Raw genomic sequence first — 15,461 nt, 5'->3', positions numbered from 1 at the left:
CACTACACATGTTGCCCCAAACAGGCTCCCCTTCATAGGGGTACACGGGGTGTTGCCGATGCTGGCCACGCTCGTCAACACCGCCCTCGCCGCCCGCTGCCGGCCCGGCTGATGGCACCGTCAGGGCCGGAAGCGGTAGCCTATGCCGGCTTCCGTAAGGAGATGGCGCGGGTTGCCCGTGTCCGGTTCCAGCTTCCGGCGGAGCTGGGCCATGTAGACCCGCAGATAGTTGGCTTCCTTCTGATAGGCGGGCCCCCAGACCGTCGCCAGGATCTGCTGCTGCGTGATGAGCTTCCCCGGGTTGCTGACCAGCAGTTCCAGGATGCTCCACTCGGTGGGCGTCAGCCGCACCGCCTCTCCGTTCCGGGTGACGAGCCGCTGCCCCAGGTCCACGGTGAACTCGGCCGTGCTGACCGTGGACGGCTCGCCCGCCTCCGGGACGCGCCGCAGGAGCGCGCGGAGCCGCGCCAGGAATTCCTCAAGCCCGAACGGCTTGGTGATGTAGTCGTCCGCCCCCGCGTCGAGTGCATCAACCTTGTCCGCCGATCCGTGCCGCGCCGACAGCACGAGGACCGGAACGGTGCTCCAGCGGCGGAGGTCGCGGAGAACGGCCGCCCCGTCAATGTCGGGCAGCCCCAGGTCCAGGACAACAAGGCCGGGCGGATTCCGGGAGGCCGCCGTCAGCGCGGCCCGGCCGTCCGAAGCCGTGTCCACGCTGTATCCGTGGGCCTGCAGGGTAATCCGCAAGGCGGTCAGCAGGTGCCGGTCGTCATCCACCACGAGGACCCGTATCACTGAGCGGCCCCCGACGACGGGCGGGCGGCGTCCCGCGCGCCATGGACCGGTCCGGTGGACAAAGGCAGCCGGATCACCATGGTCAGCCCTCCGCCAGGGGTCTCCTCGGCGGTCAGGCTCCCTCCCATTGCGGCCATGAACCCCTTGGCCACCGCCAGCCCGAGACCCACCCCCGTGGACTGGGGTATGTCATCGAGGCGCTGGAACGGCCGGAACATGGCGATCACATCCCGGGCCGGCACGCCGCTTCCATGATCGATGATCCTGAGTTCGCCCGCCGGATGCCCGTCCAAGAGGTCGGTGCTCAGGCCATCCGACACACAGGCCACCGTAATGTCCGATCCGGGGGCGTACTTGACGGCGTTTTCCACGATATTTGCGATGACCCGCTCCAGCAGGCCGGGGTCTGCGTCGACGGCGGGCAGGTTGGGCGGGAGCTCCACCCGGACCGCCCCGGCCTGCAGTCCCTGCAGCGCCGGCGGAAGCACGTCAGCCCAACGGACTGGCACCAGCAACGGGCGAACCGAGTCGGCCGTAATGCGCGACATGTCCAGGAGGTTCCCCACCAGCAGGTCGAGCCGGTCGGCGCATTCGTCGATGGTCTCCAGCAGTTCCTGTTGTTCTCCGGGCTTGTAGGTCACTTCCTTTTGGAGGAGGCCGCCCACCGCGAGCTTGATTCCGGCCAGCGGCGTGCGAAGGTCGTGGGACACTGCCCGCAGGATCGCCGTGCGCATGGTGTTTCCTTCTGCGAGCCTCAGCACCTCCAACCGGCTCGCGGCCAACTGCTGGCGCTCGAGCTGCGCCATGACGTGGGCGGCGAAGGCGCCGAGGAGACTGCTTTCGGCAGCCGGAACCCTCCTGCCTGCGAGCACAAGCCACGTCACGCCGTCGATCGGCTCCACGGTCTGGTCCTCGAAGTCCAGGCCCGCGCGCTCCCGGTCGGTGAGCTCCCCGGCGCTCGCAACCAGCCGCAGATCGTGGTCCGCCCCGTCGCCGACCACCGTGCCGGGCATCCCGGTGCCGCTGAAAACCGCTGCGGCCCGTGCCCCGAAGACATCCAGTGCCTGTTCCAGCAGGCTGCCCACGGTATCGTCCGAACGGGTGGCGCCGCGGGCCAGCTCCCCGAGCGTTGCGGCTTCCGCCCGCGAACGGGCTGCCTCCTTGGACCGCCGGGCTGACCTGTCCACAACGCCCGCCACGGCGACGGACACGCCGACGAACACGCCCAGGGACAGCAGGTCCTGGGGGTCATGAATGGCCAGATCCCCCACCGGCGGAGTTGAAAAGAAGTTGACCAGCAGGCTGCTCCAGAGCGCACCGGCCACGGCCGGCCACAGGCCTCCGACCAGCGCCACAGCCACAGCCCCGGCGAGCTGGAGCAGCACGGCGGTGGCCACGCTGTGTTCGAACACGGCAAGCAGCAGCTGCATGAGCACAGGAACCGCTGCCGCCAGGGCAAACCCGAGAGCCACCCGCAGGCGGCCCAGGTCCCCCCGCCTCGTCCTGCCCGTGCCGCGGCCAGCCCGGGGATGCGGCACCACCTGCACGTCGATGTCCCCGGCCGCTTGAACAACCCGGGGTTCCACGCCGCCGCCCGCCAAGAGCCACGGCATCCTCCTGCGGGACTGGCCGATGACTATCCGGGTGGCGCCGGCATGTGCCGCGAATTCAAGAAGGGCATCCGCAGGGTCCTGTGCAGCAACGGTGTGGTAGCTGCCGCCCAGCTCCACAACCAGCCGGCGCTGCGCTTCAAGTGCCTGGGGCGATTCGCCCGCCACGCCCTCTGAGGAGCGGATATGAACCGCGAGTAGCTCCCCGCGGTCGGTGCCGTCCAGGATTCTGGCGCCACGGCGGATCAGCACCTCGCCCTCACCGCCCCCGGACAGGCCAATGACAATCCGTTCCCGTGTCATGACGCCATTCTTTCACCCGCAGAAGGCGCCACCCTGCGCGGCGGGAATGCGCGCCAGGATGCTCGCTGGAACACCCGGGCCGGCGCGGCGGGCAAGGGACGGGTTCGGCGGGCGAGGCCGCTGTGCACTGCCTCACACGGGGACTGGCTCCGTGGGCTGAGTGCAGGAACCGGTCCCGGGGCCGTAGGCTCTAGCCATGGCGAGATACTTTGATGTTCATCCTGAGGACCCCCAGCCGCGCGCGATCGCCCAGATTGTGGATCTCCTTCATTCCGGCGGCCTGATCGCCTACCCCACGGATTCCTGCTACGCGCTGGGCGCGCAGCTGGGCAACAAGGAGGCGCTGGACCGGATCCGCACCATCCGCCAGCTCGATAGCAAGCACCACTTCACGCTGGTCTGCAGGGATTTCGCCCAGCTGGGGCAATTCGTGAACATCGGCAACGACGTATTCCGCAGCATCAAAGCCGTGACGCCCGGCAGCTACACGTTCATCCTGCCGGCCACCAAGGAGGTGCCGCGGCGGCTCCTGCACCCCAAGAAGAAGACCGTGGGCGTGCGCATCCCTCAGCACAGCTTCGTCCAGGCGCTGCTTGCCGAACTGGGCGAACCGTTGCTCTCCAGCACCCTGCTGTTGCCGGACGAGGAGGATCCGCTGACACAGGGCTGGGAAATCAAGGAGCGGCTCGACCACGTGGTGGACGCCGTCGTCGATTCCGGCGACTGCGGGGCAGAGCCGACGACGGTCATTGACTTCTCGAGCGGCGTCGCCGAGGTGGTGCGACGGGGAACCGGCGATCCGTCGCGGTTCGAATAGCGCGTGCTACTCCGGCTTCTTGGCCCGGCTCGGCTGCACACGGGGCGGCTCCCCCGGCATCTTCGGGTAGTCCGGCGGGAACGGCAGCTCACCTAGCCCGTCCTTGACGTCCCGCTCCCACCAGTCGAGCAGCGTGTCGATGGTCCCGGCGTTGGCGTTCATGTCCGCCCACGGATCGCCCACGGTCTTCAGCCGCTCAGGCACAGTGAGGATGGTGAAGTCCTTCGGGCTGACGTTCTCCAGTTCGTCCCAAGTAATCGGACAGGACACCGGGGCGTGGGGCAGTGCACGCGGGCTGTAGGCGCCGGCGATGGTGCGGTCGCGGTTGGCCTGGTTGAAGTCCAGGAAGACACGCTTGCCGCGTTCTTCCTTCCACCAGTTCGTGGTGACCTTCTTCGGCATCCGGCGCTCGAGTTCCCGCGCGGCCGCGATGACGGCGTGGCGCACGTCCAGGAACTCACGCTTCGGCTCGACCGGTGCGTAGACATGCAGCCCGCGGTTCCCGGACGTCTTGATAAAGGCCTCCAGCCCGGCCTCCGCCAGGACTTTCTTCAGCTCGAGGGCGGCGGGGACGGCGTCGTCGAAGTCGGTGCCGGGCTGGGGGTCAAGATCGATGCGCAGCTGGTCGGGGTTGTCCGAGTTCTCGGCCCGGGACGGCCAGGGGTGGAACACCACCGTGTTCATCTGCACCGCCCACACCGCTGCAGCCGGCTCGTCCAGGACCAGCTGCGGATGCGAGCGCGCGCTTGGATAGACCACCGTGACAGACCGGACGAAGTCCGGCGTCCCCTTGGGCGGGTTCTTGGAGAAGAACTGCTCGCCGTCCACGTTGTCCGAAAAACGCTGGAGCGATACCGGCCGGTCACCGTTAGCGGCGATGAAGGCTCCGCCGACGTCCACGATGTATCGGGCGAGGTCGAGTTTTGTCAGGCCCAGCTCCGGCCAGAGGACGCGGCTGGGGCTTGAGATCCGCATGTCCCGCGGGCCGTTGGGTCCGTCAACGGTAAGGATGGTGTGTTCGCTGGCCATGGGGACAACCTACCCCGGCCCGGACCACTGCGTCAGTACCTTCTGCGTCCCTTCGTTGCGCCCCACCCCCACCCGTCCCACCCCCACCCGGCTCAGCTCCAGCCGGCAGACCGGCCACAAGAAACACATGCCCGCATATGGGCAGCGGGGGGTGCATCTGTAAGGATAAAACGGACCCGGCACTGCCCAGTGCCCAAGAATCGTTGAAGGGGACAGTCTCCATGGTTGAATCCGCCCGTCTGGACCAGGCATCAGCGCAGCAGGTGCTCAGCTCCGTTGCCGAGCAGGTGGACATTCCGAAGGGAAGCAGGGACTGGGCAGACTTCGAGCGGCGCTTCGACCGTCATTTCCCCGACCTGTTCCGCCTGTTCCATTCCCTGTACGGCTCACGCCCGGACTTCCAGGACCAGCTGGCATCGCTCGTGACCGAGGCCGCCCGCTCCTGGAAGGAACGCCCCACCGACCTGAAGATCAAGGACGCCGAACGCGAGGGCACCGGGGACTGGTTCCAGTCCAACCGCATGCTCGGCGGGGTCTGCTACGTGGACCGGTACGCCGCCGACCTTGACGGGATCCGGGCACGGATTCCCTACTTCAAGGAACTCGGCCTCACGTACCTGCACCTGATGCCGCTGTTCCTGGCCCCCGAGCCCTTCTCCGACGGCGGCTACGCCGTCTCCAGCTACCGGGAAGTCAACCCAAAACTCGGGACGATGGAACAGCTGCGCGGATTGGCCACCCAGCTGCGCGCCAACGGCATCAGCCTGGTGGTGGACTTCATCTTCAACCACACTTCCAACGAACATGAGTGGGCCCGGAAAGCCGAAGCCGGAGATCCGCGCTACAGCGATTACTACTGGATCTTTCCCGACCGCACCATGCCCGATGCCTTCGAGCAGAATGTGCGCGAAATCTTCCCCGAAGACCACCCCGGCTCCTTTGTCCCGCTGCCGGACGGCCGCTGGGTGTGGGCGACGTTCCACACCTACCAGTGGGACCTGAACTATTCCAACCCCGAGGTATTCCGCGCCATGGCCGGCGAGATGCTCTTCCTGGCCAACCAGGGCGTGGACATCCTGCGGATGGACGCCGTGGCGTTCATCTGGAAGCGGCTCGGCACGACGTGCGAAAACCTGCCGGAAGCCCACACCCTCCTGCAGGCCTTCAATGCGGTCTGCCGGCTCGCTGCCCCGTCGCTGCTCTTCAAGTCCGAAGCCATCGTCCATCCCGACGAAGTGGCCCTGTACATTGACCCTGCCGAATGCCAGCTCTCCTACAACCCGCTGCAGATGGCACTCATCTGGGAGGCGCTGGCCACGCGCGACGCCTCCCTGCTTTCCCAGGCCCTGGAGCGCCGCCACAATATTCCGGCGGGAACATCCTGGGTGAACTATGTACGCAGCCACGACGACATCGGCTGGACGTTTGCGGATGAGGACGCCGCCGAGCTGGGCATCAACGGCTTCGACCACCGCCGCTTCCTGAACTCCTTCTACGTCAACCGCTTCCCCGGCAGCTTCGCCCGCGGCGTGCCGTTCCAGGACAATCCGCGCACGGGAGACTGCCGCATCTCCGGGACCACGGCCTCGCTGTGCGGGCTCGAGGACGGCTCGGCGGAGGCCATCCGCCGGATCCTGCTCGCCCATTCGGTGGCTTTCAGCACCGGCGGCATACCGCTGCTGTACCTGGGCGACGAGGTGGGCCAGCTCAACGACTACGACTATGCGCTCGAAGACGGCCACGAGGCGGACAGCCGCTGGGTGCACCGGCCCCAGTTCCCCGCGGAACGCTACGCCAACCGGACAGATCCGGCGACTCCGGAGGGAGCAATCTTCGCCGGGCTGCGCAGGATGACGGCGGTACGCGCCGCGGCGCCGGAACTGGCCGGGACGCGCCTGGTCCCGTTTACCACCAACAACCCCGCCGTGCTGGGCTACCAGCGGCCCGGAGACGGGTCGCTCATCCTCGCGCTGGCCAACTTCAGCGACGCACCGGCGGTGCTTTCGGCCGAGACGCTGTCCGGATTCGCAGCAGTGGCCCGGGACCTGTTTTCCGATGACGACGTCCGGATCGACGAGGGCGTCGTCCTGCGCCCGCAGGACTACGTCTGGCTCAGGGCGGTGCCTGCCGGCCAAACAGGCGCCGGCGGCGCTGCCGGCTGAGCAGGCGCCGCACGCGGAGATCCGGCATCATGGACTCATGCCCCTTGCTGAATCCCCTGTCACCCTTGATGTTGGCGACGTCCAGGTCTCCGGCGTGTACGCCCGCCCGGAGAACGCCTCTGCCACACTGGTGGTCGCGCACGGGGCGGGCGCGGGCATGGAGCATCCGTTCCTGAGCGGCTTCACCCGCGCGCTGAACGACGACGGCGTCGCCACCTTGCGCTTCAACTTCCCCTACCGTGAGGCAGGCAGGAAGTTTCCTGACCGGCCGCCGGCCGCGATCGCCGCGTGGCGGGCCGCCATGGACGCGGCCCGGTCCCGGTCGGACGGCGAACCGTTGTGGGCTGCCGGCAAGTCCTTTGGCGGCCGCATGGCTTCCATGGCGGTAGCTGACGGCATGCCCGCAGCCGGCCTGGTGTATCTCGGCTACCCGCTGCACCCGCCGGGCAAGCCGGAGAAGCTGCGCGACGAGCACCTGTACGGCCTGGAACTGCCCATGCTGTTCCTGCAGGGGACGCGCGACACCTTCGCGACGGCGGAGCTGCTTGAGGGCGTGGTTTCCCGCGTCGGACCGAATGCCACCCTCCACTGGTGCGAGGGCGGCGACCACTCCTTTGCCGTGGCAGGGCACAAGCGCGGAGCCTCCGAGATCGGCGCCTCGCTTGCCCCGCCGGTGGCGGAGTTCATGCGCGCCAACGCCTGAATCAGGCGTTGGCGGCAGCCGGTGCCACGTTGCCAGGCACTGGCTCGTGCCGCAGGTAGCTGCGGCGGAAGCGGCCGGTCCCGGCCGTCAGCGAACGTAACTGGACGGCGTATCGCAACAGTTCGCCGTCGGGCACCTCGGCGGTGATTTCGGTGCGCTCCCCGCCTGCCGACGTGGTTCCTGTCAGCCGCCCGCGGCGGGAGGACAGGTCGCTCATCACCGGCCCGACGTACTCGTCCGGTGTGCTGATAGTGACCGCTGAGACCGGCTCCAGCAGCTGAATCCGTCCGGCGGCCGCTGCCTCGCGCAAGGCCAGCGCGCCGGCGGCCTGGAACGCCGCGTCCGACGAGTCGACGCTGTGCGCTTTGCCGCCCACCAGCGTCACCCGGATGTCCACCACCGGGAAGCCTGCGGACACTCCCTTTTGCATCTGTGACCGGACGCCTTTCTCGACTGACGGGATGTACTGGCCGGGAACCACGCCGCCCACGGTCTTGTCGATGAATTCAAAACCCGCGCCGCGGTCCAGGGGCTCCACCTCGATATCGCAGATGGCGTACTGGCCGTGGCCTCCGGATTGCTTGACATGGCGTCCGTGGCCGGCGGCCGGTCCGGCGAATGTTTCCCGCAGCGGCGTCACCACCGGAACAGTCTGCAGTTTCACCCCCTGGTCGCGCAGCCTGTCCAGCACCACTTCGCCGTGCGCCTCTCCCATGCACCACAGGATCAGCTGGTGCGTTTCGGCATTGCGTTCCACCCGCAGCGTCGGGTCTCCCGCCGCCACTTTGCCGAGGCTCTTGGCGAGGGCGTCCTCGTCGCTGCGCGTGGCAGCCTCCACGGCCACCGGCATCAGGGGCTCGGGCATGTCCCAGGCCTCCACCAGCAGCGGCTGTTCCTTGGCCGAAATGGTGTCCCCTGTTTCGGCATTAGCGAGCTTGGCAATGGCGCAGATGTCGCCGGCCACGCAGTACGGCACCGGCTTCAGGCTGGCTCCCACGGGCGAGTACAGGTGAGTGAGGCGTTCATCGCTGTCGTGGTCTTCATGCCCCCGCTCGGACAGCCCGCGGCCGCCGACGTGCACGGCCGAATCCTCCCGCAGCGTGCCCGAGAAGACGCGGACCAGGCACACCCTGCCCAGGAACGGGTCGATGGTGGTGCGCACCACTTCACCGGCCAGCGGCCCGGCCGGGTCGCAGGCCAGCGGGCCTGCCGGCCCCCCGGCAAGATCGGTCACCGCGGGCAGCTCACGCTCCGCCGGTGAAGGGAACGCGCGGGTCAACATGTCCAGCAGTTCGGCCAGTCCCAGTCCCGTCACCGCCGAGGTTGCGAGCACGGGGAAGAAGGACCCGCGGGCCACGGCGGTCTCCAGATCCGCCACCAGGACGTCGACGTCGATGTCCTCGCCACCGAGGTAGCGGTCCATCAGCGTCTCATCTTCGCTCTCGGAGATGATGCCCTCAATGAGTGTCCCGCGTGCCGCCTCCGACTCCGAGAGCTCTTCGGCAGTGGCGTCGCGCCCGGCCGGGACGGGGTCGCCGCCTGCGTACTCCGCAACGGTTCCGGAGAGCAGTCCGAGCAACCCGGTGATCTCCGTGCCGGTGCGCACGGGAAGGTAGGCCGGCACCACCGAGTCACCGAAGGCCCGCTGGCAGGCGGCAAGCGTCGCTTCGAAATTTGCCCGCGGATGGTCGAGCCGGCTGATCACCACGGCCCGCGGCACGCCGAGCTGGTCGCACTCTGCCCACAGCGCTGTGGTGGCCGCATCGATGTCGTCCAGGGCGGACACCACGAACAGGGCCGCATCGGCTGCGCGCAGTCCGGCGCGCAGTTCCCCCGTGAAGTCCCCGTAGCCCGGCGTGTCCAGAAGGTTCACCTTGATGCCGTCGTACACCAGCGGGGCCACCGAGAGCACGACGGAGCGCTGCTGATGGATTTCAGAGGGTTCCGCGTCGCTGACAGTGTTGCCGTCCTCGATCGATCCCATCCGGGATATGACGCCGGTGGCTGCGAGCAGTGCCTCAAGCAGCATCGTTTTTCCCGCTCCCGAGTGGCCCACCAGCGCAATGTTGCGGACTTTCTCCGGCGCGTCGGCCTGCATCCCGGCGGACGCATCGGCCCGCCGAAGATCCGTACTGCCGCGGCCGGGGCCCTTGCCCCGGCCATTTGTGCCTTTCACGGACATGACCATCTCCCGGCGTCCTAGTGCTGAGCCGCGACGCGGCCTTGGTAAGTCGATTCGACACCCTGAGACGGCCGGACAGCAATAGGGAGTGGTGTGCCGTTGTGGAACCGGGGCCGCAGCGGGTCACCTGACCTGAACAGCCCTAGGCGTCGTCGTGCCACCACCCTTCCCAGGCGCTGGACGTCAGCTGGCCGCTGGGAAATTCGGTGGCACTCCTGCCGGCATGTGCCTGGGGCTCGTCGTCATTGGGACGGAAATCGAGAAGGAAGCCGAGGTTACTCCAAAGCATCATCGTTGTGTCCTTTCATGGGGTACCAAGACCACGGTGTCTCAGTACGCATAAGGGTAGCCGGGCAATGTTTCACCGCTTCGACACAACGTTTCGGGTTTGTATCCGGGATCTATCCGGGCCTCTCCGGCAGCCGTGCCACCGCCTCCGCCGCCATCGAAAAGGGTGTCCGCGGGTTACATCCGGGCTTTTGTCCGGGCCGTGGCCGGGGCGGACCACGGGTCCTCCGGCCAGGGATGCTTCGGATAGCGGCCCCTCATCTCGGCACGAACCTGTGCGTATGGTCCGGACCAGAATGATGCGAGGTCATCGGTCACCGCGAGCGGACGCCGCGCCGGCGACAGCAGGTGGAACAGCACCGGAACTGCCCCGTCCACCAGCCGCGGCGTCTCGGCCCAGCCGAAGCATTCCTGGAGTTTGACCGCCACAATGGGCCGGCCGCCGTCGTCGCCGACGTCCGGATACTCGATCCGCACGCGCGAACCGCTCGGCACGTCCAGGCCCTCCGGCGCCAGTTCGCCGAGCCGCGCTGCCTCCGGCCACGGCAGCAGCCGGCGCAACGGGTCGGTCAACTCGATCCTGTTGACCGGCGTCCCTCCGGCCATCGCCTCGAGCTCCGGAGCAAGCCATTCCTCCAGCCGGGACAGCAGCGCCGGCTCGGACACGTCCGGCCAGGGCGCACCGAGTTCCCGGTGCAGCAGGGCGAGCCGGCGGCGCAAGGCCTCAGCCGCCGTCGACCATCCGATGGTTTCCAGCCCTTCGCGTTCCAGCGCCCGGGCCACGGCGGCCCGCCCCTCCACGGGCGTGGGCCGGACCGGGGTTGAGGAAAGGACTATCGCTCCGAGCCGGCGTTCCCTTCGGGCGGTGACCTTTCCCTGGCTGAACCCGGCTTCCACTGTCTCGCCCAGCAGGTTCCGGGCGGCGGCTTCAGCTGTGTCGGCCGTGAGCGGCGCCGCTGCGCGGATGACGGCGCCGGTCCCCGCGGCATCCCGCCCGCCAGCCCGCGACACCTCGGCCACGGCCAGCCATTCGTGTCCGGCCAGCGGGCTGCCGGACGGCAGCCCGGCACGGGTGCCGGAGGTCAGCAGGTAGCGCTCAGGCCCGGGTCCCGGAACGCGGCGCGCAACCCTGTCCGGAAACGCGAGGGCGACGACGAACCCTGTGGTTTCCGCCGACGTCACCGGTGCGGCGGGCCGGGACTGCTCGTTGCCGGTCTGCAGGCCGGCGGCCTCCTGGCGTGCGATCGCCTCCATGCGGCGGGTTTCCTCCGCCCAGCGGCCGGCGGCCGGGTCCTTGCCGCCGCGGAGGGATCCCAGCAGGCGCGGAAGGTCTGCGCCCGGGGCACGCTGGTCTCCGGCAACGACGGCGACTGTCTCTGCCGCCGCGCGGGGACCCACGGTGGCGGCACCGTCCAGCAGGGCGCGTGCCAACCGCGGGTCGGCCGGAATCCTGGCGAGAATCTTGCCGAGCGGCGTCGCATGGCCGTCGGGCTCCACCGCCCCGAGTTCCCGCAGCACTTCCACGGCGTCGTCCATGGCTGCCCGGGGCGGCGCGTCCGGAAGCGCCAGTCCCTGGCCGCCCGGCGAACCCCAGCAGGCGAGGATCAAGGCGGCGCCGGTCAGGTCGGCCGCAGCGATCTCCGGCGTCGGATGGGCCGGGGCGGCTCCGAAGGTCTTTTGGTCATAGCAGCGGACCACGGTTCCGGGACCCTGGCGTGCCGCCCGTCCGGCCCGCTGCTCGGCGGACGCCCGGGAACAGGAAACGGTCACCAGCCCTGACATGCCGCGGCTGGCGTCGCGGCGCAGCTCCCTGGACAGGCCCGCGTCGATGACCAGCCGGACTCCGGGGACGGTGAGGGAGGATTCTGCCAATGCCGTGGACACGACAATCCGCGGGGGGCCTCCCGGGTCGCGCCCGGAGACGGCGCGGTCCTGCTCCGCTGGGCCGGCCTGGCCGTGCAGCTCAAGCACTTCGGCCGTGACCCTGCTCCGCAGGCGGGCTGCCACGTGGGACACCTCCCAGGCGCCGGGCAGGAACACCAGGGCGTCGATGCCAGGATCTGCCTGGAGCGCGTGGGTGTGGGCGGCCGCCGCGCTGTCTGCCACATGGTCAAGGAAGGGGCGGGTCACGCCCCGGCTATCCAGCCGCGGCACCGCCGCGGGCGCCCAGTCCACAGTCAGCGGGTACAGCGCCGACGGGCAGTCGACGACGGGGGCCGGCCCGCCGCCGTCGTGCTCCCCCGCCGGTAACTGCTCTGCGTGTGCCTGCTCCACCAGTGCCTGCTCCACGGGTGCCTGTCCGGCGGGTGGCGACCCGAGCAGGGCGGCGAACCGCGGCGCATCCAGCGTGGCCGACATCGCGACCAGCGTGAGGTCGCCGCGCAGCAGGCGGACCTCGGCCAGCATGCCGAGCAGGAGATCAGTTTCCAGTCCGCGTTCATGGACCTCGTCGAGGATCACGGCACCGGTGCCCTCGAGCCCGGGATCCGCGAGCAGGCGGCGCATCAGGATGCCCGGCGTGACGAACTCGATCAGGGTCCCCCCGCCCGCCTGGCGCTCGCCGCGGACCGTGTAACCGATGCGGTCCCCGAGCCGGCTGCCGTCCAGCGCGGCAAGGCGCCGCGCCGCCGAGCGGACGGCGACGCGGCGGGGTTGGGTCACCACGGTGCGCGGCACCGTGCCCCGAGCCTCCGGCGGCGATCCGCCGCAGAGGAGGTTGGCGACCAGTGGGGGAACCAAAGTGGTTTTTCCGGTGCCCGGCGGGGCCTGCACCACCGCTGTCCCGGCCGGGCTTTCCCTGCGCAGCACGGCGGCGAGCTGACCCAGCGAGCCGGCAAAGACCAGGCCGGTACCGATGGCCTCCAGGTCGAAGGGGCCAGGGGTGCCGGCGGGGTCCAAGGGAACGGTAGTCACCCGTCCATTCTGCACGGATCAGGCAGCTGGACGCGGATCAGGCAGCCGGGCCGGTCACAGCGCTACGGCATCTCGAACAGGCTGAGAATGTTGCCCTCGGTATCCAGGAACCAGGCAGCCTTTCCGGCGCTGCTCGTGGCAATGCCGTTCTCGGTCTTCAGTCCCGGGAGATCATAGTCCTCAAAGACAACACCCCGGCTCCGCAGCTCCTCAACCTCGCCCTCGAGATTGTCGGTGGCCCAGCTCAATTGTGTGTTCTTCGCGGTTCCCGCATTGTCGGTCAGGTAAAGCAAGAAAGACGTTCCGTTCCCGCAGCGGTAGACGAGGTTCTCCTCGTCCAAGGTATCCGAGGGTTCCAGGCCGAGGACATCGCGGTAGAAATTCCTGGCCCTAGAAATGTCCTTCGCGGGAAGGACAGCCATAACTTCACGTTCCTTAAGCATGATGAATTCTCCTTCTCACCAGGTCCCCGGGGAACTGCCCGATAGGCACGGCGACATACGGAGGCGTGCCGGAAGGTCCTGTGCGCACCATCGTAGGCTTCAGCGTCTGGGAGTCAATGGCGAAAATGCAACCATGCCCCCTGCCGATCACGGGCGCTGGGCGCTAGTCCCGACTTTTGATTAGTTTCATCATCGGATGCGAAATGATGCGGTGCACGCCGGGCAGCTTCGTCATCACACGGCTGGGCCCGCACCCTGATCCGGGCAGGAGAGGCCACCGGCGGGCAGGAGCTGAACGTCTGGCTCCGCCGGTTCATCCAGGCCCGCGATGACACCTGCCGCACACCCTACTGCGACGCCCCCGTTCGCCACGACGACCACATCATCCCCTGGCATACGGGCGGAGCCACGAGCCTGGCCAACGGTGCCGGACTCTGCGAAGCATGCAACCACACCAAAGAAAACCCCGGCTGGGGCGCTCAGCCACGGCCCGGCCCCCGGCACACGATGAAACTCCGGACGCCCACCGGGCACACCTACCACTCCACGGCGCCCCCACTCCCCGGAACCAGCCCCGGCACCAGCGTGACAGAACGGCTGCCGCGCGCCTCCTAAACCGGGTCACCGGCGGCCACACAGCCTAAGGTCGTCTCCCGCTTCGGGAGGGAGACGATCGAATCACCGGCGGCAGGGCGCGGGAAATCATGCCCAGGAGGATAATGACACCGGGGTCAACTGCCAGCGCTGAGAGGGGTCCGCATGTATGGGCTTCCGAGGATCACGGTGGAGGTTCCGGTAACAGCCATCGGACCCGGCCCCTCCGCCTATGAGGAGCTGGGCGGTTATGTGATCGGGCTGCGCAGGCAACAAGGCCTGCACCTCACCCTGCTGCACATCGGCATCCTTGCTGACTTCGCACAGGAGATCAACGAGTGGACCCAAGGGTTCACGAACGCCGAAGCGGCCACGCGCAGGACGGTTTCGTGGCTGAGGGGGCTGCCCATACTGGATGGGTTTTCAGGTAGCGCCACGCGGCTGATCGTCCTGGGCGGCGGCAATGTGTGCGGACTCGAAGTGGACGTGCCCCAAAGGGTGCGCGACTTCCAGGTGGTGCTCGTACAGGCACTGCACGGGCTCCTGGAGGACCTCCTCGTGGACAACGTCGACGACTTCATTCTCAGCTCACGCGCACTCGGCTTCCGGTATCCGCGCTGGGTACCGCATGTGGCCGTGGGCCGTCCAAAGTCGCGCACCGGCTACTGGGAGATCCAGCCTCTGACGATCGAGTTCGGCGAATCACGGATCAGGAACGGTCAGTACCTCCCGGCTGTCGACGCCGAATAAGGCGCCCTTCCGCTGGAAAACACGGGCACCTAGGCTGGTGCTATGTCCAGGCTCAGCGTTAACGGCGTGGATCTCTACTACGAGGAACACGGTGATGGAATCCCTCTCCTCGGTGTGCACGGGACGCCCAGTTCGGCGGAGCTGTGGGCGGACGCCGCGGAAGAACTGGGGCGGCACGGCCGGTGCATCATCTATGACCGCAGAGGCTTCCACCGCAGTGCCCCGCCGGTACCGTTCGGCACCCTGGACCTGATCGACCACGTCGACGACGCCGCCGGCGTGCTGGCCGGACTGCACGCGGGGCCCGCCGTCGTGATCGGGCGCAGCACCGGCGGCCTCATCGCGATCGAACTGGCGCGCCGGTTTCCCGACAAAGTCAAGGCACTCGTTCTCCTGGAACCGGCCTTGTTCACCCTCGATCCGGACGCCGACGCCTGGGCACGCAGCCTCCGCCTCAGGGTGCTTGAGCAGTCCGCCGGGCAACCTAACCGGGCTGCGGAAGCAGTGATCCGGGAGGCACTGGGCGACGCCGCCTGGGAGTCATTCCCGGAGAACAACAAGCAGATTTTGGCCGACACCGGGCTGGCTGTCCTCGCTGAGATCAAGGGCCACGGCATGGACCTCAGCGAGGACGCGCTGGAACTCGACGAGGACGAACTGGCAGGGATCCGCCGCCCGACGCTCATCGTCACCGGCGAGGATTCGATCGAGCCCTGCAGGCTTGTGAACGCCAGACTGTCGGGCGCCCTGCCCTATACCCAGACCGTGCTCGTGGCCGGCGGCCATCTCATCAACCCGGCGCATCCTGCGGTCCTTGACTTTGTGGACCGGATCGCCGCCAGCGAAGACGCCTGGGCATAGAAGTCTCTGGC

12 protein-coding genes and 1 pseudogene are annotated in these 15,461 nt (G+C 68.3%); 6 read left to right on the top strand and 7 right to left on the bottom strand.

From position 1 onward, the window contains the following. Positions 1–120: 120 nt before the first annotated feature. Both AC5RUM_RS20300 and AC5RUM_RS20295 read right to left on the bottom strand, forming a co-directional pair. Positions 121–795 (bottom strand): response regulator, encoded by a 675-nt coding sequence (locus tag AC5RUM_RS20300; RefSeq protein WP_494036639.1) that lies wholly within the window; start codon positions 793–795, stop codon positions 121–123. Beyond that, positions 792–2,708, bottom strand: coding sequence for a DUF4118 domain-containing protein (locus AC5RUM_RS20295; RefSeq protein WP_494036638.1), 1,917 nt, complete (start codon positions 2,706–2,708; stop codon positions 792–794). The genes AC5RUM_RS20300 and AC5RUM_RS20295 overlap by 4 nt, the downstream gene beginning before the upstream one ends. Before the next feature lie 196 nt (positions 2,709–2,904). On the opposite strand from AC5RUM_RS20295, the gene AC5RUM_RS20290 reads away from it, so the two are divergent. Further along, positions 2,905–3,525: an L-threonylcarbamoyladenylate synthase gene (locus AC5RUM_RS20290; protein WP_400576613.1), complete on the top strand. Its 621-nt coding sequence runs from the start codon at positions 2,905–2,907 to the stop codon at positions 3,523–3,525. 6 nt (positions 3,526–3,531) lie between these two features. On the opposite strand, the gene ligD is transcribed toward AC5RUM_RS20290, so the two are convergent. Further along, entirely contained in the window at positions 3,532–4,554 is a 1,023-nt protein-coding gene (gene ligD / locus AC5RUM_RS20285) for a non-homologous end-joining DNA ligase (protein ID WP_494036637.1), read from the bottom strand. A gap of 221 nt (positions 4,555–4,775) precedes the next feature. Here ligD and AC5RUM_RS20280 point away from each other — a divergent pair, with 221 nt between their 5' ends. Together AC5RUM_RS20280 and AC5RUM_RS20275 are read left to right on the top strand one after the other, a co-directional pair. Next, a complete protein-coding gene (locus tag AC5RUM_RS20280; RefSeq protein ID WP_494036636.1) occupies positions 4,776–6,716 on the top strand; it encodes an alpha-amylase family protein in 1,941 nt (646 codons plus the stop codon). Between the two features lie 37 nt (positions 6,717–6,753). Beyond that, positions 6,754–7,419, top strand: coding sequence for an alpha/beta hydrolase family protein (locus AC5RUM_RS20275; RefSeq protein ID WP_494036635.1), 666 nt, complete (start codon positions 6,754–6,756; stop codon positions 7,417–7,419). 1 nt (position 7,420) lies between these two features. Here AC5RUM_RS20275 and AC5RUM_RS20270 read toward each other — a convergent pair whose 3' ends face one another. The 4 genes from AC5RUM_RS20270 to AC5RUM_RS20255 form a co-directional block, all read right to left on the bottom strand. After that, on the bottom strand, positions 7,421–9,601 hold the full coding sequence (locus AC5RUM_RS20270; RefSeq protein WP_494036634.1) for an elongation factor G-like protein EF-G2: 2,181 nt from the start codon (positions 9,599–9,601) through the stop codon (positions 7,421–7,423). Between the two features lie 142 nt (positions 9,602–9,743). Further along, positions 9,744–9,893, bottom strand: a complete 150-nt coding sequence (locus AC5RUM_RS20265; protein ID WP_494036633.1) for a hypothetical protein — start codon at positions 9,891–9,893, stop codon at positions 9,744–9,746. A gap of 173 nt (positions 9,894–10,066) precedes the next feature. After that, complete coding sequence (locus AC5RUM_RS20260) at positions 10,067–12,802, bottom strand: ATP-dependent RNA helicase (RefSeq protein ID WP_494036632.1); 2,736 nt, start codon at positions 12,800–12,802, stop codon at positions 10,067–10,069. 62 nt (positions 12,803–12,864) lie between these two features. Next, entirely contained in the window at positions 12,865–13,245 is a 381-nt protein-coding gene (locus AC5RUM_RS20255; protein ID WP_400576630.1) for a VOC family protein, read from the bottom strand. 303 nt (positions 13,246–13,548) lie between these two features. On the opposite strand from AC5RUM_RS20255, the pseudogene AC5RUM_RS20250 reads away from it, so the two are divergent. From AC5RUM_RS20250 to AC5RUM_RS20240, 3 genes and pseudogenes are all read left to right on the top strand, one after another. Then, positions 13,549–13,860 (top strand): annotated as a pseudogene (locus AC5RUM_RS20250) (HNH endonuclease); the annotation flags it as partial. Positions 13,861–14,004: 144 nt separating this feature from the next. Continuing rightward, positions 14,005–14,589 (top strand): hypothetical protein, encoded by a 585-nt coding sequence (locus tag AC5RUM_RS20245; RefSeq protein ID WP_494036631.1) that lies wholly within the window; start codon positions 14,005–14,007, stop codon positions 14,587–14,589. Between the two features lie 42 nt (positions 14,590–14,631). Beyond that, complete coding sequence (locus tag AC5RUM_RS20240; protein ID WP_494036630.1) at positions 14,632–15,450, top strand: alpha/beta fold hydrolase; 819 nt, start codon at positions 14,632–14,634, stop codon at positions 15,448–15,450. Positions 15,451–15,461 lie beyond the last annotated feature (11 nt).

This window comes from Arthrobacter sp. B2060 (genome assembly GCF_059090445.1).
The sequence above is the reverse complement of the archived record's forward strand: the minus strand, read 5'-3'. Positions and strand labels throughout refer to the sequence as shown.